The organism is Streptosporangium nondiastaticum (assembly GCF_003011965.1).
Lineage (GTDB): Bacteria > Actinomycetota > Actinomycetes > Streptomycetales > Streptomycetaceae > Streptomyces > Streptomyces nondiastaticus.
The window spans coordinates 20,081-36,802 of record NZ_PXWG01000062.1 but is presented as its reverse complement, the minus strand read 5'-3'; the positions used below and the strand labels follow the sequence as shown (position 1 = coordinate 36,802).

At 72.8% G+C, this 16,722-nt stretch carries 14 protein-coding genes; 12 read left to right on the top strand and 2 right to left on the bottom strand.

What is annotated here, in order from left to right; all coding sequences use genetic code 11:
• The first annotated feature begins 193 nt into the window (after positions 1-193).
• Positions 194-1,288 carry a tRNA 2-thiouridine(34) synthase MnmA gene (gene mnmA, locus B7P34_RS21385; protein WP_106678803.1) on the top strand — a complete coding sequence of 365 codons (1,095 nt, stop codon included), beginning with the start codon at positions 194-196 and terminating at the stop codon, positions 1,286-1,288.
• 32 nt (positions 1,289-1,320) lie between these two features.
• On the opposite strand, the gene B7P34_RS21380 is transcribed toward mnmA, so the two are convergent.
• Complete coding sequence (locus B7P34_RS21380) at positions 1,321-1,896, bottom strand: hypothetical protein (protein ID WP_106678791.1); 576 nt, start codon at positions 1,894-1,896, stop codon at positions 1,321-1,323.
• Between the two features lie 224 nt (positions 1,897-2,120).
• Here B7P34_RS21380 and B7P34_RS21375 point away from each other — a divergent pair, with 224 nt between their 5' ends.
• The 11 genes from B7P34_RS21375 to B7P34_RS21325 all read left to right on the top strand — a co-directional run bounded on the left by B7P34_RS21375 (position 2,121) and on the right by B7P34_RS21325 (position 16,555).
• The gene (locus B7P34_RS21375) at positions 2,121-2,660 is read left to right on the top strand and encodes a TIGR00730 family Rossman fold protein (protein WP_106678801.1); all 540 of its coding nucleotides are present in this window, start codon (positions 2,121-2,123) and stop codon (positions 2,658-2,660) included.
• Positions 2,661-2,706: 46 nt separating this feature from the next.
• Positions 2,707-3,396: an SDR family oxidoreductase gene (locus tag B7P34_RS21370; protein WP_189382943.1), complete on the top strand. Its 690-nt coding sequence runs from the start codon at positions 2,707-2,709 to the stop codon at positions 3,394-3,396.
• 168 nt (positions 3,397-3,564) lie between these two features.
• Complete coding sequence (locus B7P34_RS21365) at positions 3,565-4,566, top strand: methionine synthase (protein ID WP_286157500.1); 1,002 nt, start codon at positions 3,565-3,567, stop codon at positions 4,564-4,566.
• Positions 4,567-4,667: 101 nt separating this feature from the next.
• A complete protein-coding gene (gene ligA / locus B7P34_RS21360; protein WP_223268077.1) occupies positions 4,668-6,893 on the top strand; it encodes an NAD-dependent DNA ligase LigA in 2,226 nt (741 codons plus the stop codon).
• A 309-nt stretch (positions 6,894-7,202) separates the two neighbouring features.
• Positions 7,203-9,299, top strand: a complete 2,097-nt coding sequence (locus B7P34_RS21355) for a putative bifunctional diguanylate cyclase/phosphodiesterase (RefSeq protein ID WP_106678785.1) — start codon at positions 7,203-7,205, stop codon at positions 9,297-9,299.
• 440 nt (positions 9,300-9,739) lie between these two features.
• Positions 9,740-10,036, top strand: coding sequence for an Asp-tRNA(Asn)/Glu-tRNA(Gln) amidotransferase subunit GatC (gene gatC, locus B7P34_RS21350; RefSeq protein ID WP_030368121.1), 297 nt, complete (start codon positions 9,740-9,742; stop codon positions 10,034-10,036).
• Positions 10,037-10,042: 6 nt separating this feature from the next.
• Positions 10,043-11,536 carry an Asp-tRNA(Asn)/Glu-tRNA(Gln) amidotransferase subunit GatA gene (gene gatA / locus B7P34_RS21345; RefSeq protein ID WP_106678783.1) on the top strand — a complete coding sequence of 498 codons (1,494 nt, stop codon included), beginning with the start codon at positions 10,043-10,045 and terminating at the stop codon, positions 11,534-11,536.
• Positions 11,533-11,793 carry a hypothetical protein gene (locus B7P34_RS21340; protein ID WP_189382941.1) on the top strand — a complete coding sequence of 87 codons (261 nt, stop codon included), beginning with the start codon at positions 11,533-11,535 and terminating at the stop codon, positions 11,791-11,793. The genes gatA and B7P34_RS21340 overlap by 4 nt, the downstream gene beginning before the upstream one ends.
• Before the next feature lie 26 nt (positions 11,794-11,819).
• Positions 11,820-13,328: an Asp-tRNA(Asn)/Glu-tRNA(Gln) amidotransferase subunit GatB gene (gene gatB, locus B7P34_RS21335; RefSeq protein ID WP_106678781.1), complete on the top strand. Its 1,509-nt coding sequence runs from the start codon at positions 11,820-11,822 to the stop codon at positions 13,326-13,328.
• 185 nt (positions 13,329-13,513) lie between these two features.
• Entirely contained in the window at positions 13,514-14,104 is a 591-nt protein-coding gene (locus tag B7P34_RS21330; RefSeq protein ID WP_189382939.1) for an AMIN-like domain-containing (lipo)protein, read from the top strand.
• A gap of 225 nt (positions 14,105-14,329) precedes the next feature.
• Positions 14,330-16,555, top strand: coding sequence for an MMPL family transporter (locus B7P34_RS21325; protein WP_106678779.1), 2,226 nt, complete (start codon positions 14,330-14,332; stop codon positions 16,553-16,555).
• Here B7P34_RS21325 and B7P34_RS21320 read toward each other — a convergent pair.
• Positions 16,518-16,697, bottom strand: a complete 180-nt coding sequence (locus B7P34_RS21320) for a DUF6191 domain-containing protein (RefSeq protein ID WP_030368127.1) — start codon at positions 16,695-16,697, stop codon at positions 16,518-16,520. The genes B7P34_RS21325 and B7P34_RS21320 overlap by 38 nt on opposite strands.
• Positions 16,698-16,722: the final 25 nt, after the last annotated feature.

The window sequence follows — 16,722 nt, the reverse complement described above, 5'->3', positions numbered from 1 at the left end:
GGCGGGTCTCGCCGTCACCGTCAACGTCGTGGAGGAGCTCGGCGCCGACGGATACGTGTACGGCACGGCCGAGGTCGGCGGCGAGCGGAAGGACCTCGTCGTCCGCGTCAACGGCCGTAACGTGCCCCTGACTGACTTCCCCGGTGCCCCCGATCCGAAGGCCCCCCGCAAGGGGCTCCGCGTGCTCGCCGCCATGTCCGGCGGCGTCGACTCCGCCGTCGCCGCGGCCCGCGCCGCCGAGGCCGGGCACGACGTGACCGGCGTGCACCTCGCGCTGTCCGCGAACCCGCAGTCGTTCCGGACGGGCGCCCGCGGCTGCTGCACGATCGAGGACTCCCGCGACGCCCGCCGCGCCGCGGACGTGATCGGCATCCCGTTCTACTGCTGGGACCTGGCGGAACGCTTCCGCGAGGACGTCGTCGAGGACTTCGTCGCCGAGTACGAGGCCGGCCGCACGCCCAACCCCTGCCTCCGCTGCAACGAGAAGATCAAGTTCGCGGCGCTGCTGGACAAGGCGCTCGCGCTCGGCTTCGACGCGGTGTGCACGGGCCACTACGCGACGGTCGTCACCAAGGACGACGGCACGCGCGAGCTGCACCGCGCCAGCGACATGGCCAAGGACCAGTCCTACGTCCTCGGCGTCCTGGACGACCGGCAGCTGGCCCACGCGATGTTCCCGCTGGGCGACACGGTGACCACGAAGGACGAGATCCGCGCGGAGGCGGAGCGCCGCGGCCTGGCCGTGGCGAAGAAGCCGGACAGCCACGACATCTGCTTCATCGCCGACGGCGACACCCGCGGCTTCCTCGCGCAGCGCCTCGGCCGGGCCGAGGGCGACATCGTCGACGAGACGGGCGCGAAGGTCGGCACGCACGAGGGCGCGTACGGCTTCACGATCGGCCAGCGCAAGGGCCTGCGGATCGGCCACCCGGCCCCGGACGGCAAGCCGCGCTACGTCCTGGACATCTCGCCGGTGAACAACACGGTGACGGTGGGCCCGGTGGAGGCGCTGGACGTCGCCGCCCTGACCGCCATCCGTCCCCGCTGGTGCGGCGCGGCCCCGCAGGGCCCCGGCACGTACACGGCCCAGCTGCGCGCCCACGGCGGCGAGACCGAGGTGACGGCGGAGCTCGTCGGGGACGAGCTCCGGGTCCGCTTCGCCGAGCCGGTCCGCGGCGTGGCCCCGGGCCAGGCGATCGTGCTGTACGACGGCACGCGCGTGGTCGGCTCGGCGACGATCGCCACGACCGAAAGGGCGCGGGCCGCGCAGGCGGCGCGGAGCGCCTGACCCGCACGGCCCGTCCGGGCGGTGCGCCCCCGTTACGACTTGGTGCGGGTCACGTTGTTGACCTCGCACTTGCCGCTGACGCTGGCGCCCGCCTTCGGCACGTACACCTGGGAGACGTCCTGCGTGTCGGTCTTGCCGGGGCCGACGAAGGGGATGGTGCGGTTGCGGGTTCCGATCACCATGCCATTGGAGTCGGTGAACTTCACGGAGAACGTGTAGGTGTAGTTGTCCGTGGCGCTGGGGTTGGTGACGCTGATCTTCGCGGTGATGCCGCGGGCGTCGCTGTAGTCACAGCTGACGATCTTCAGGTCGCGCGAGGCGCTCCCGCTGCCGCCACCGGTGGTGATGCCGCCCGAGGTGAGCCCGCTGGTGGACGTGCCGCCGCTCGTGGAACCGCCGGTGGTGAGGCCCCCGTCCGTGCTCGTGGAGCCGCCGGTCGTGCCTCCGGTCGTGCCGCCCGTCGTGGTGGTGCCGCCCGAGGTGGAGCTGCTGCTGTGGTGGCTTGAGCTGCCGCCGCTGCAGCTGCCGCCGTGGTGCCCGCGGGCTCCGGTCAGGGCGACGACGGCGATTCCGAAGACGGCGGCCGCGCGGACATGACGAAGCTTCACTGGAAAATTCCCCCGATGAACTGGCTGGAAACAGCGCCTGTTGACGCCCGGCTGACGAGTGCACGTCACGCTAACAGCGCACTTACAAGGCTCCAAACCAGGCCGCTCCCTGTGACGAACCCGCAACCGAACGGGGCCCTGACAGGGACAGGAAACGGTCTGAAAACAGCCCACAGGGGCCCGGGCGGTGCGACCCCGTACGGACGGCACGTACGGTGGCGTTCATGAACATCGCCGTCTTCTGCTCCGCCGCCGACCTCGACGCCCGCTACACCGCTCCCGCCCGCGAGTTCGCCGAACTCATCGGCCGCGGCGGGCACACCCTGGTGTGGGGAGGCTCGGAGTCCGGCCTGATGAAGGTGATGGCCGACGGCGTGCAGGAGAGCGGCGGCCGACTGGTCGGCGTCTCGGTCGAGTTCCTCGCCGCGCGGGCGCGCGCGAACGCCGACGAGATGGTCGTCACCCGCGACCTCGCCGAGCGCAAGGCGCAGTTGCTCGCGCGCGCCGACGCCGTCGTCATCATGGTGGGCGGCACCGGCACGCTGGACGAGGCGACGGAGATCCTGGAGCTGAAGAAGCACGGCATCCACGACAAGCCCGTCGTCCTGCTCAACACGGCCGGCTTCTACGACGGCCTCAAGGCGCAGTTCCAGCGCATGGAGGACGAGGGCTTCCTGCCGCTGCCGCTGACCGCCCTCGTCTTCTTCGCGGAGGACGGGCTGGGCGCGATGGCGTACCTGGAGGAGTCCGCGGGCCTGCGCTAGCACCGCGGCCGCGCGCCCGCCCCCGCCGTAGGGCAAGCTGGCTCCCATGGCAACACATCTGATCACCGGGGCCGGCTCCGGCATCGGGGCGGCGGTCGCGCGCCGGCTCCTCGACCGGGGCGACGAGGTCCACCTCTTCGCGCGCGACGCGGGCCGGGCCAGGGAGCTGGCGGCGGAGTTCCCGGGCGCCCGCACGCTCGTGGCCGACCTGTCCAACCCGGACCGGCTCTCCTGGGCCCTCGACAAGCAGCCCCTGCCGGACCGCGTCGACACGCTCCTGCACATCGCCGGCGTCGTCGAACTCGGCGCCGTGGGCGAGCTGACGCCCAAGACGTGGAACAGCACGCTCGCCGCCAACCTGGTCTCCCCGGCGGAGCTGACCCGGCTGTTCCTGCCGCAGCTGCGCGTGACGAAGGGGCACGTCCTCTTCGTCAACTCCGGCGCCGGGCTGAACGCCCACGCCACGTGGAGCGCGTACGCCGCGAGCAAGCACGGCCTGAAGGCGCTCGCGGACTCGCTGCGCGCCGAGGAGCACGCGGCCGGCGTGCGCGTCACCAGCGTCTACCCGGGCCGCACCGCGACCCCGATGCAGGCGAAGGTGCACCAGCAGGAGGGCAAGCCGTACGACCCGGCGCGGTGGATCGACCCCGAGTCGGTCGCGACGACGATCCTGCTCGCGATCGACCTCCCGCGCGACGCGGAGATCAACGACCTGTCGGTCCGGCCCGGCCGCTGACGGCGGAAGCCCCCGGGGCCGGCCGCCCCGGGGGCTTCCCGCGTCCGCCCCAGCCGTCGCCCGGCTCGGCCTGCGCGGCCGCTGCCGCGCGCCCCGTAGGCTTCCTGCGTGAGCGACAAGAGCAACAACGAGCAGGGGCCCGGCGGCCGTCCGCCGGCAGCGGGGAAGATCTGGGGCGCGGGGGCGGCCACCGGCGTCGGATCGATGCCCGGGGGCGACGCCCGCGAGGCCGCGAAGACCGTCACCGGGTCCCTGGAGACCCTGCCGTACCTGCCGGAGCTGCCCGCCCGCGGCCCGGGCGCCGACATGATCGGCCGCACCACCGGCCTCCTGGTCGACGTCTACGCGCACGTCGAGCCCAGCGGATGGCGCGTCAGCGACCGGCCCGGGCGCGACACCAAGCGCGCCCGCTCCTGGCTGGGCGAGGACCTCGACGCCCTGGAGGAGTACACCCAGGGCTACGAGGGCGCGCTCAAGGTCTCCGCCGTCGGCCCCTGGACCCTCGCGGCGGCCCTGGAACTGCGCGGCGGCGAGGCCGCGCTCGGCGACGCCGGCGCCTGCCGCGACCTCACGGCCTCCCTCGCCGAGGGCCTGCGGGGCCACCTCGCCGACGTGCGGCGGCGGGTGCCCGGCGCTCAGGTCGTGCTCCAGCTGGACGAGCCCTCCCTGACGTCCGTCCTCACCGGGCGGGTCCGCACCGCCAGCGGGTACCGCACCTACCGGGCCGTCGACCGGGCCGTCGTGGAAGGCGCCCTGCGCGACCTCGTGACGGTCGCCCGCGAGGCCACCGGCCAGGCGCCCGTCGTGCACGCGTGCGCCCCCGGCGTGCCTTTCGCGCTGCTGCGCCGGGCCGGCGTCCAAGGCATCTCGTTCGATTTCTCGCTCTTCACCGAGCGTGAGGAAGAAGCGGTGGGAGAGGCGGTCGAGGCGGGGACGACGCTGTTCGTGGGCGTGGTGCCCGGCACGGACGGCCCGTTGTCAGACCCTGCCGGTAGCGTCATGGGTGTCAGGACGCTGTGGCGCAGGCTGGGGCTGGCACCGGGGACCCTCGCGGAGTCCGTGGTCGTCACTCCCTCGTGCGGCCTCGCGGGCGCTTCGCCCGCATATGCCCGCACGGCCCTCGCGCACTGCGTCCGGGCGGCGAAATCACTCGCAGACAACCCTGAGTGACGGCGCTCATGGATCAACGGGAGGACGAGACGGTGGCTGTCGAACAGCAGGGCGGACGGCAGGGCGGACAGCAGGGCGAAGAGCTCGCGGCGGGCTCCTCCGTGCCCGCACCGGCACGGGAGAAGCACGCCCTGCTGGCCGAGCAGGTCGAGGAGCACCGCTTCCGGTATTACGTCAAGGACGCCCCCGTCATCAGCGACGCCGAGTTCGACAAGCTGCTGCGCTCGCTGGAGGCCCTGGAGGAGAAGCACCCGGAGCTGCGCACGCCCGACTCGCCCACGCAGAAGGTCGCCGGGTCGTACGAAGCTGTGTTTACGGCGTTCTCCGCGGTCGAGCACCGCGAGCGCATGCTCTCCCTCGACAACGCCTTCGACGACGAGGAGCTCGCCGCCTGGGCCGAGCGCATCGCCAAGGACATCGGCGGCGGCACCGCGTACCACTTCCTGTGCGAGCTCAAGGTCGACGGCCTCGCCGTCAACCTCACCTACGAGCACGGCCGCCTCACCCGCGCTGCCACCCGCGGCGACGGCCGCACCGGCGAGGACATCACGCCCAACGTCCGCACGATCGCCGAGATTCCCGACCGCCTCAAGGGCGACCGCATCCCGGCCCTCGTCGAGGTGCGCGGCGAGGTCTACTTCCCCATGGAGAAGTTCGAGGAGCTCAACGCCGCCCTGGTGGAGGCCGGCAAGCCCCCCTTCGCCAACCCGCGCAACGCCGCCGCGGGCTCGCTGCGCCAGAAGGACCCGCGCGTCACCGCCACCCGGCCGCTGCACATGGTCGTCCACGGCGTCGGCGCGCGCGAGGGCTTCGACATCGACCGCCAGTCCCAGGCGTACGAACTGCTGCGCGAGTGGGGCCTGCCGACGGCGGCCCACGCCTCGGTCGTCGACGACCTCGCGGGCGTGCGGAAGTTCATCGCCCACTACGGCGAGCCCGCCGTGCGCCACTCCATGGAGCACGAGATCGACGGCGTCGTCGTCAAGCTCGACGAGATCCCCCTGCAGGGCCGCCTCGGCTCCACCTCCCGCGCCCCCCGCTGGGCCATCGCCTGGAAGTACCCCCCGGAAGAGGTCAACACCAAGCTCGTCGACATCCGCGTGGGCGTCGGCCGGACGGGCCGGGTCACGCCGTACGCCGTGGTCGAGCCGGTCACCGTCGCGGGCTCCGAGGTCGAGTTCGCCACCCTGCACAACCAGGAAGTCGTCAAGACCAAGGGCGTCCTCATCGGCGACACCGTCGTGCTCCGCAAGGCCGGCGACGTCATCCCCGAGATCCTCGGCCCCGTGGCCGACCTCCGGGACGGCACGGAGCGCGAGTTCGTGATGCCCGCCGAGTGCCCCGAGTGCGGCACGGAGCTGCGGCCCATGAAGGAGGGCGACATCGACCTCCGCTGCCCCAACGCCCGTTCCTGCCCCGCCCAGATCCGCGAGCGCCTCTTCTACCTCGCCGGCCGCAAGAGCCTCGACATCGAGAACCTCGGCTACGTCGCCGCCACCGCGCTGACCCAGCCCCTGGAGCCCGCCGAGCCGCCCCTGAAGAACGAGGGCGACCTGTTCGGCATGACCATCGAACAGCTGCTGCCCATCAAGTCCTACGTGGTCGACCCCGACTCCGGCCTGCCCAAGCGCGACCCGGAGACGGGCGAGCCGAAGGTCGTCACCTTCTTCGCCAACCAGAAGGGCGAGCCGAAGAAGAACGCCCTCGCCATGCTGTCCAACATCGAGGCCGCCAAGCAGCGACCGCTCGCCCGCATCCTCACCGGGCTGTCGATCCGGCACGTGGGGCCCGTCGCCTCGGTCGCCCTCGCCCGCGAGTTCCGCTCGATCGACCGCATCGCGGAGGCCAGCGAGGAGGAGCTGGCCGCGGTGGACGGCGTCGGCGCGATCGTCGCCGCCGCCGTCAAGGAGTGGTTCGCCGAGGACTGGCGCCGCGAGATCATCGAGAAGTGGCGGGCCGCCGGCGTCCGCATGGAGGAGGAGGCCGCCGAGGACGAGGGCCCGCGCCCCCTCGCCGGCCTCACCGTCGTCGTCACCGGCACCCTCTCCTCCTACACCCGCGACGGCGCCAAGGAGGCCCTGCAGAGCCGGGGCGCCAAGGTCACCGGCTCGGTGTCGAAGAAGACGGACTTCGTCGTCGTCGGCGACAACCCCGGCTCCAAGTTCGACAAGGCCATGCAGCTGAAGGTGCCCGTCCTGGAGGAGGACGGCTTCGCCGTGCTCCTCGCCGAAGGCCCCGACGCCGCACGCGAAGCGGCCGTTCCGCAAGAGGGCGCGGAAGCGGCCGGGGGCGCGGGCGAGGACGGGAGCGCCCACAGCGAGGCGTAGCGGACGGGGGGTGCGGGTAGCCCCTTCGCACCCCCTCCGTACCCCCTTCGTCACCTCCGCCGCCACCCGCCCCACGCGAAGCGGCACCGCCACCGGAAGGCAGGTCCGCACACCGGTCGCCACCCCAGCGGAGTAATGCCCGCATAGTCAGTGGGCATTACCCCTACAGCGCATACCAGATGGCTACAAGAGGCCGGATCCCAATCGGGCAACCGCTGCCGATCGCTGCCCGCCGTAGCCTTCTGCGGCCTACTGTTGAGATGTGCGCCTGCCGTGGCGCGGGCACCGCCGGCTGTGAGAGGGACGGGCATGAAACCCACCGACAGCGCCGAACCGGCATCCCGGCTGCGCCGGGTTCCTCCGCCCGCGCTGCCGACGGTCTGCGTCACCGTGGCGGCGGTCGCGCTCGCCGCCGGCGTCTTCCGGGTGATCGGCGCGGGCCACTCCGTCTTCCCCGGACACGCCGTCGGCGCTTCCCTGGCCGTCCTCACCGGCCTCATCGTCGCGCACCTCGTCGCCCTCGGGCGCGACCGCTGGTGGGGCGGCACGGGCTCCGGAGCCGCCCTCACCCTCGCCGTCCTGCTGCTCTACGGCTGGCTGCCCGCCGTCCTCATCAGCATCGCCGTCGTCCTGCTCGTCGCCACCGCCCGCCGCCACCGCTGGCGCCAGGCCTTACTCCACGGTGCCGTCGACATCCTCGGCATCGGCGCCGCCGGCCTCGCCCTCGCCGTGTGCGGCGTCGTCTCCACCGTCGAGAACCCCTGGATGCCCGACGAGTGGCCGCTCACCGCCATCCCCAAAGTGGCCCTCGCCGCCTTCCTCTACCTCGCCGTCACCCGCGCCCTGCTCTGGTACTCCATGGCGCCCCGCGCCGGCCTCAGCACCATCGCCCGCACCGCCCTCGTCCGGCAGGCCCTCGTCGGCGGCGCCCTGCTCGGCATCGCCCCGCTGATCGCCGTCGTCGCCGACCACGCGCCGCTGCTGCTGCCGCTGTTCGCCGTCCCCCTCATCGCCCTCGACTCCACCCTGTGGATCGCCCGCGCCCGCGCCGAGGAGCAGCTGCGCGATCCGCTCACCGGACTGCCCAACCGCCAGTGGCTCCTGGAGCGCACCTGGAGCGCCCTCGACGAGGCCGAGCGCGCCGGCACCCGCTCCGCGCTCGTCCTCATCGACCTCGACCGCTTCCGCTCCGTCAACGACACCCTCGGCCACCTCGCCGGGGACAGGCTGCTGCTGCAGATAGCGGAGCGGCTGCGCCTCGCCCTGCCGCGGGACGCCGAGGCGGCGCGGCTCGGCGGCGACGAGTTCGCGGTGCTGCTGCCCACCGCGGACTCCCTCACCGGCGCCCAGCGCGTGGCCCGTTCCCTCGTCGCCGCGCTCGGCTCGCCCCTCGACCTCGACGGGCTCACCCTCGTCCTGGAGGCCAGCGCCGGCGTCGCCGTCTACCCCGACCACGCCCTCGACGCCGAGGGGCTGCTGCGCCGCGCCGACGTCGCCATGTACCAGGCCAAGCGCGACCGCAGCGGCGTCGAGGTCTACGAGGCGCGGCGCGACGGCAACACCCCCGACCGGCTCGGCCTCCTCGGCGACCTGCGGCGCGCGCTCGACGCGGGCGACGTCGAACTGCACTACCAGCCCAAGGTCGGTTTCGACGGGCACGTCGAGGGGCTGGAGGCGCTGGTGCGCTGGGTCCACCCCGAGCGGGGCCGCGTCTCCCCGGACGAGTTCATCGCGATCGCCGAATCGTCGGGGCTGATGCCCCGGCTGACCGAGTACGTCCTGGAGACCGCCCTCGGGCAGGTCGCGAAGTGGCGGGCCATGGGCCTGGAAGTGCCCGTCGCCGTCAATGTCTCGCCGCGCGACGTCCACACCCCCGGGTTCGCGGGCTCGGTCGCGGCGCGGCTCGCCCGGCACGGGGTCCCTGCCGGGGCGCTGCAGCTGGAGATAACCGAGCACGTCCTGCTGGAGGACCCGCAGCGGGCGGCGGACACGCTCGCGGGGCTCACCGGGCACGGCGTGAAGATGTCCCTGGACGACTTCGGCACGGGCTATTCGTCGCTGGTCCACCTCCGCCGGCTCCCGGTGAGCGAACTGAAGATCGACCGGTCGTTCGTGGCCCGGCTCGCCATCGACAACGAGGACGCGGAGATCGTCCGCTGCACGCTCGACCTCGCGCATTCCCTCGGACTGCTCGTCGTCGCCGAGGGCGTCGAGGACGACGAGACGTGGGAGCGGCTGCGGGACCTGGGCTGCGACGCGGTCCAGGGCTGGCTCGTCGCCGCGGCCATGCCGCCGGACGAGACGACGGCCTGGCTCCGCCTCCGCAACGAGTCCGGCTGGCACCGGGAGGCCGACCGCGTCACCGCGGCGGCGTCCGCCCCCGCGGAGGAGGATGCGGTCACGTAGGGGTCGCGCCCGGTCCGGCACCGCCGGTCACCTCCGGTGCGGGCGGGTCGCCGTCGCGGCGGGAGCAAGTGTCCGGCGCTGCCGGACAGCTCCGAAGCGTGTCCGGTGGCACCGGGCGCCCCGGCGCCGAGGAAGTCCGGCACCGCCGGTCACCCCGGTGGGGCTTGCGCGCCGCGGCGGCGGAAGGACACACCCGGGCGAGCCCGTACGGGCCGGGCGCGGCGCCCGCACTCTCCTCCGCCGCGACGGCGGCCCGCCCCCGCCGGGGAATCCGGCGGTGCCGAACGACCCCGCGCCCGCGGGGCAGGCGGGCCCCGGCGGTGCCGGAGCGCACCCCCGTCGCAGCCACGCGGAAAGCGTTTAGCAGGCACGGCTCCCGGAGCCATAGGATTGGGCGCACAACACGCCCAGAATCCGTCACAAACCCTGAGGATCGCCGCATGCCTGGCATCACGCGCGAGGAGGTAGCCCACCTCGCCCGGCTGGCACGTCTGGAGCTCAAGGACGAAGAGCTCGAGCACTTCGCCGGCCAGCTCGACGACATCATCGGCGCGGTCGCCCGCGTCTCCGAGGTCGCCGAGCAGGACGTTCCCCCGACGTCCCACCCGCTGCCGCTGACCAACGTCATGCGCCCGGACGAGGTCCGTCCGTCGCTGACCCCGCAGGAGGCGCTCTCCGGCGCCCCCGCCCAGGAGCAGCAGCGTTTCAAGGTGCCGCAGATCCTGGGGGAGGACTAAACCGCTATGACGGACATCATCAAGCTCACCGCCGCCGAGATCGCGGAGAAGATCGCCTCCGGCGAGCTCACCGCCGTCCAGGTCACCGAGGCCCACCTGGCCCGCATCGAGGCCGTGGACGAGAAGGTGCACGCCTTCCTCCACGTGGACCGCGAGGGCGCCCTCGCCCAGGCCCGCGAGGTCGACGCCAAGCGCGCCCGCGGCGAGAAGCTCGGCCCGCTGGCCGGCGTCCCGCTCGCGCTGAAGGACATCTTCACCACCAAGGGGATCCCGACCACGGTCGGCTCGAAGATCCTCGAAGGCTGGATCCCGCCGTACGACGCGACGCTCACCAAGCGCCTGAAGGACGCGGACGTCGTCATCCTCGGCAAGACCAACATGGACGAGTTCGCGATGGGCTCCTCCACGGAGAACAGCGCCTACGGCCCGACCGGCAACCCCTGGGACCTCACCAAGATCCCCGGCGGCTCCGGCGGCGGCTCCAGCGCGGCCCTCGCCGCGTACGAGGCCCCGCTCGCCATCGGCACGGACACCGGCGGCTCGATCCGCCAGCCCGCCGCCGTCACCGGCACGGTCGGCGTCAAGCCCACCTACGGCGCGGTCTCGCGCTACGGCATGGTGGCGTTCTCCTCCTCCCTCGACCAGGGCGGCCCCTGCGCCCGCACGGTCCTGGACGCGGCCCTGCTGCACGAGGTCATCGCCGGCCACGACCCGATGGACTCCACGTCCATCGACGCCCCGGTCCCGCCGGTCGTCGAGGCGGCCCGCAACGGCTCCGTCGCCGGCATGCGCGTCGGCGTCGTCAAGCAGTTCCGCGGCGAGGGCTACCAGGCCGGCGTCCTGCAGCGCTTCGACGAGTCGGTGGAGCTGCTGAAGGAGCTTGGCGCCGAGATCGTCGAGCTGGACTGCCCGTCCTTCGACCTGGCCCTGGCCGCGTACTACCTGATCGCGCCGTCCGAGTGCTCCTCGAACCTGGCCCGCTTCGACGGCCTGCGCTACGGCCTGCGGACCGGCGACGACGGCACCCGCTCGGCCGAGGACGTCACCGCCCTCACCCGCGAGGCCGGCTTCGGCCCCGAGGTCAAGCGCCGCGTCATGCTCGGCACGTACGCCCTGAGCTCGGGCTACTACGACGCCTACTACGGCTCGGCGCAGAAGGTCCGCACGCTCATCACGCGCGACTTCGAGAAGGCGTTCGAGCAGGTCGACGTGATCGTCTCGCCGACCACCCCGACCACCGCCTTCGCGATCGGCGAGCGCGCCGACGACCCGATGGCGATGTACCTCGCGGACCTGTGCACCATCCCGACCAACCTGGCGGGCAACGCCGCCATGTCGCTGCCGTGCGGCCTGGCGCCCGAGGACAACCTGCCGGTCGGTCTGCAGATCATCGCTCCCGCCCTGAAGGACGACCGGCTCTACAAGGTCGGTGCCGCGGTCGAGGCCGCGTTCACCGCTCGCTGGGGCCACCACCTGCTTGAGGAGGCACCGTCGCTGTGAGCACCGAGGTGAGCAAGACGAGCGCTCTGAAGAAGGCCAAGGGCTTCAAGAAGTCCAAGCCCGGCACGTACCTGTCGATCGGCACCACGCTGTTCGGCGCGGTCAGCGTGATGAAGCAGGCGAAGAAGGCGCGCGGCGAGCAGGACACGCTCCAGCTGGTCGACGCCATCGTCTCCGCCGCCGCCATCGCCACCGGCGTCGCGCTGCTGGTGCGCGAGCTGCGCCGGATGAACAGCGACGACGTCCTCGCGGACTGAGCCAGGACCTGAGAGGTTAGTTTTCCGTGACCGTCACTGAACTGGTGTCGTACGAGGACGCGCTGGCTTCCTACGACCCCGTCATGGGCCTGGAGGTCCATGTCGAGCTCGGCACCAAGACGAAGATGTTCTGCGGCTGCTCCACGGAGCTGGGCGCGGACCCCAACACCCAGACCTGCCCGGTCTGCCTCGGCATGCCCGGCGCCCTGCCCGTGGTCAACGCCATCGGCGTCGAGTCCGCCATCAAGATCGGTCTCGCGCTGAACTGCGAGATCGCCGAGTGGTGCCGCTTCGCCCGGAAGAACTACTTCTATCCGGACATGCCGAAGAACTTCCAGACTTCCCAGTACGACGAGCCGATCGCCTTCAACGGCTACCTCGACGTGCAGCTGGAGGACGGCGAGGTCTTCCGCGTGGAGATCGAGCGCGCCCACATGGAGGAGGACACCGGCAAGTCCACGCACGTGGGCGGTGCCACCGGCCGCATCCACGGCGCCCAGCACTCCCTGCTGGACTACAACCGCGCCGGCATCCCGCTCATCGAGATCGTCACCAAGCCGATCGAGGGCGCGGGCGAGCGGGCCCCCGAGGTCGCCAAGGCGTACGTCGCCGAGCTCCGCGAGCTCATCAAGGCGCTGGGCGTCTCCGAGGCCCGCATGGAGATGGGCCAGATGCGCTGCGACGTGAACCTGTCGCTGCGCCCGAACGGCACCGAGAAGTTCGGCACCCGCTCCGAGACCAAGAACGTCAACTCGCTGCGCTCCGTCGAGCGCGCGGTGCGCTTCGAGGTCCAGCGGCACGCCTCCGTCCTCTCGGCCGGCGGCACGATCGTGCAGGAGACCCGCCACTTCCACGAGGAGGACGGGTCGACGACGTCCGGCCGCATCAAGGAAGAGGCCGAGGACTACCGCTACTTCCCCGAGCCGGACCTGGTGCCGGTGGCCCCTTCCCGCGAGTGGGTGGAGGAGCTGCGGGGGACCCTGCCCGAGCTGCCGCGCGTGCGCCGCAACCGCCTCCGCGAGGAGTGGGGCGTCAGCGAGCACGACATGCAGTCGATCCTCAACGCGGGCGCGGTCGACCTGATCACCGCCACCGTCGAGGCCGGTGCCGACTCCGCCGCCGCCCGCAAGTGGTGGATGGGCGAGCTGGCCCGCAGCGCCAACGAGTCCGGCACGGACCTCGCGGCGCTGCCGATCACCCCGGCGCAGGTCGCCCGGGTGGCGGCGCTCGTCGCCGAGGGCTCCCTCAACGACAAGCTGGCCCGCCAGGTCATCGAGGGCGTGCTCGCGGGCGAGGGCGGCCCGGACGAGGTCGTCGAGAAGCGCGGCCTGAAGGTCGTCTCCGACGACAGTGCCCTGGGTGCTGCCGTGGACGAGGCCATCGCGGCCAACGCGGGCATCGCGGACAAGATCCGCGCCGGCAAGGTCGCGGCGGCCGGTGCGCTGGTCGGCGCGGTCATGAAGGCCACGCGCGGCCAGGCCGACGCGGCCCGGGTCCGGGAGCTCATCCTGGAGCGCCTCGGCGTCGAAGGCTGACCTTCCGCTTCGTGCCTGACGATTCATGGCCGCCCCTTTTCGGAGGGGCGGCCATTGTCTGTCCGGAATTATGCCGGGAATGGCTGGTTCCTTGCCCTCTATGGCCTTCGCGGCCCCCGTCCGGCATGATCCCGGAAGTGGGCGGGCCCACCGTGTGCCCGTCACCGAGGTATGGGGGTTGGCACATGAGACGGTTGAGCAGGGCGCTGGCGGCGGTGACCCTGGCGGGCGCCGGCCTGCTGGCCACGACGGTCCCGGCCGGCGCGGCGCCGCAGCAGGCGGGCCGGGCCGCCACCGAGGCGAAGTGCGAGGCGGGCTGGGGGAGCCTGACCAAGACGGCCACGACGTCCGCGTACAAACCGCTCCTGGACATCCGGGCGGGCAAGCACGAGTGCTTCGACCGCCTGGTCTTCGACGTCCAGGGCATCGGCGACCACCGCATCGGCTACCGCGTCGAGTACGTGGACCAGCTGCACCAGGACGGCTCGGGCGACCCGATCGCCGTCGCCGGGGGAGCGGTCCTGGCCGTCCGCGTGTCCGCCCCGAGCTACGACCCGAACACCGGTGAGACCCGCTACCCCGGCCGCGCCGGACAACCGCTGACCGGTGTGGACCTCACCGGCTTCAGGACGTTCCAGGACACCCGCTTCGCCAGCAGCTTCGAGGGCGAGACCCTCGTCGGCGTCGGCGTCCGCGCGCGCCTGCCCTTCCGCGTCTTCCAGGAGCGCAACCGCATCGTCGTGGACGTCGCCCACAGCTGGCGGTCCCTGGGCTGAGCGGCCCCCCGCACCCCCGTGCGGGGCCCCGCGCACCCCCGTGTGGGGTGGGCCACAAAGCGGACAAAGGATCTTTTCCGGCTGTCACAGTGGTTCGGCAAGGGGCCCCTCCGCATCGTCTGCACCCGATGCGCTCCGGGGCCCCGAGCCCAGTAGCCCCAGCGCTCGGAACAGCACGGGTCGGCATCCCGGCGAGCTCGACGCGATACCCGGGAAGCAGCCCGTATGACCTCACTCGCACGGTGGTGCCTGCGCCGCCGCACCGCCGTCATCGTGCTGTGGCTCGTCGCCCTCGCGGGCACCGCGGCCGCCGCCCTGCTCAGCGGCCCGGCCTACTCGAACGACTACGCCGTGCCCGGCACCGAGGCCGCCCGCGCGAGCGCTCTCCTCGACGCCGGCTTCCCCGGCCAGGGCGGCGACGACACCATCGTCTGGCACACCGACCGCGGCACCGTGCGCGCCGCCGCCGTCGAGCAGCGCATGACCGAGGTCCTGCACGAGGTGGCCGCGCTCCCCGGCGTCGAGGCCGTCAGCGGCCCGTACAGCGGCCCCGACGGCGCCGCCCGGATCAGCGCCGACGGGCACACCGCGTACGCCTCCCTCACCTTCACGGACGCCGCCCCCGGCAAGGGCCTCGCCAAGAAGGCCGTCGACACCGCGCGGTCCGCGGCGGACGGCAACCTCCAGGTCGCCCTGGGCGGCACCGGCATCGCCGGCGCGGAGGGCAAGGGCGGGCACCTCAGCGAGATCATCGGCATCGCCGTGGCGGCCGTCGTGCTCTTCGTCGTCTTCGGCTCGCTCGCCGCGAGCCTGCTGCCGATCGCCACCGCCCTCGTGGGCGTCGGCACCGCCTCCATGGGCACCCAGCTGCTCGGCCACGTCATGAACGTCGCCGACTTCGCGCCCATGCTCGGCACCCTCATCGGCCTCGGCGTGGGCATCGACTACGCCCTGTTCATCGTCACCCGGCACCGCAAGGGCCTGCGGGCCGGCCTGCCCGTGGCCCTCGCGGCCGAACGGGCCGTGGCCACCACCGGCCGCGCCGTCGTCTTCGCGGGCGGCACCGTGTGCGTCGCGCTGCTCGGCATGCTCATCCTGCGGCTGAGCTTCCTCAACGGCGTCGCCATTGCCGCCTCGCTCACCGTCGTCCTCACCGTCGCCGCATCCGTCACGCTGCTGCCCGCGCTCCTCGGCGTCATCGGCCACCGCGCCCTCGGCCGCCGCGAGCGCCGCCGCCTCGCGGCCGGCGGCCCCGGCCCCGACGAGCAGCCCACCGGCGCGGCCGCCCGCTGGTCCGCGTTCGTCGAGCGTCACCCCAAGCTGCTGGGCACCCTGGCGGCCGCCGTCATGCTCGTGCTCGCGGTGCCCACGCTCTCCCTCCACCTCGGCACCTCGGACCAGGGGACCGGCCCGGCCTCGTCCACGACCCGGCAGGCGTACGACATGCTCGGCCGCGGCTTCGGCCCCGGTGTCAACGGCCCCCTGACGCTCGTGGCCGGCCTGGACAGCGCCGCCGACCGGCTCGCCTTCACCAAGCTCCCGGAGGCCCTGCGGCACACCGAGGGCGTCGCCGCCGCGTCGCCCGCCGAGGTGAACACCAGCGGCGACACGGGCGTCATCAGCGTCATCCCCACCACCTCCCCGCAGTCGCGCGACACCAGCGACCTCGTGGACCGGCTGCGCGGCACCGTGCTGCCGAAGGCCACCGCAGGCACCGGCGTGGACGTCCACGTGGGCGGCATGACCGCGAGCTACGACGACTTCGCCGGGATCATCCTCGGCAAGCTGCCGCTCTTCGTCGGCACCGTCGTCGGCCTGGGCTGCCTGCTGCTCCTGCTGGCCTTCCGCAGCATCGGCATCCCCCTGAAGGCCGCGGTCATGAACATCGCCGCCGTCGCCTCGTCCTTCGGCGTCGTCGTCGCGATGTTCCAGTGGGGCCGGGGCAGCGAGCTCCTCGGCCTCGGCGGCGCGGGCCCGATAGAACCGTTCCTGCCCGTCGTCATGGTCTCGGTCCTCTTCGGGCTGTCCATGGACTACCAGGTCTTCCTGGTCAGCCGGATGTACGAGGAGTGGCTGGCCACGCGCGACAACCGCCGCGCGGTGCGGGTCGGCCTCGCCGAGACCAGCCGCGTCATCAACTCCGCGGCGGTGATCATGATCTCGGTCTTCCTGGCCTTCGTGCTCAGCGGCGACCGTGTCATCGCGATGTTCGGCATCGGCCTCGCCACCGCCGTCGCCCTCGACGCCTTCGTGCTGCGCACGCTGCTGGTCCCGGCCCTCATGCACATGCTCGGCGGCGCCAACTGGTGGCTGCCCGCGTGGCTGGACCGCCGCCTGCCCCGGATCAGCATCGAGCCGCCCGAGCCGGTGGAGCCGCTCGCGCCCGTGGCGGCGGAGCCGGAGGCCTCCGGGGTCAGTCCTGAGCGGAGCCTTGCTGCGGCAGGCGTATGACCACGCGGCCCGAGTCGAGGTCGACCGGGCCGCGGGCGGGATCGGCGTCGCCGGTGTCCTCACGGGTGAGTTCCAGGCGCTTCTGCTCGTCGTGCGCGTGTTTCCGGCCCGGTGCGAACACTTCCTCGAAAATGTTGAACATCCCGACTCCCGTCGCCGTCCCGTCC

Excerpts from the sequence above, each read along its gene's own strand:
- B7P34_RS21320 (WP_030368127.1), bottom strand. The coding sequence starts at position 16,697 with ATGTTCAACATTTTCGAGGAAGTGTTCGCACCGGGCCGGAAACACGCG.
- B7P34_RS21355 (WP_106678785.1), top strand. The coding sequence starts at position 7,203 with ATGAAACCCACCGACAGCGCCGAACCGGCATCCCGGCTGCGCCGGGTT.
- B7P34_RS21370 (WP_189382943.1), top strand. The coding sequence starts at position 2,707 with ATGGCAACACATCTGATCACCGGGGCCGGCTCCGGCATCGGGGCGGCG.
- B7P34_RS21330 (WP_189382939.1), top strand. The coding sequence starts at position 13,514 with ATGAGACGGTTGAGCAGGGCGCTGGCGGCGGTGACCCTGGCGGGCGCC.
- B7P34_RS21325 (WP_106678779.1), top strand. The coding sequence starts at position 14,330 with ATGACCTCACTCGCACGGTGGTGCCTGCGCCGCCGCACCGCCGTCATC.
- mnmA (WP_106678803.1), top strand. The coding sequence starts at position 194 with ATGTCCGGCGGCGTCGACTCCGCCGTCGCCGCGGCCCGCGCCGCCGAG.
- B7P34_RS21375 (WP_106678801.1), top strand. The coding sequence starts at position 2,121 with ATGAACATCGCCGTCTTCTGCTCCGCCGCCGACCTCGACGCCCGCTAC.
- gatA (WP_106678783.1), top strand. The coding sequence starts at position 10,043 with ATGACGGACATCATCAAGCTCACCGCCGCCGAGATCGCGGAGAAGATC.
- gatC (WP_030368121.1), top strand. The coding sequence starts at position 9,740 with ATGCCTGGCATCACGCGCGAGGAGGTAGCCCACCTCGCCCGGCTGGCA.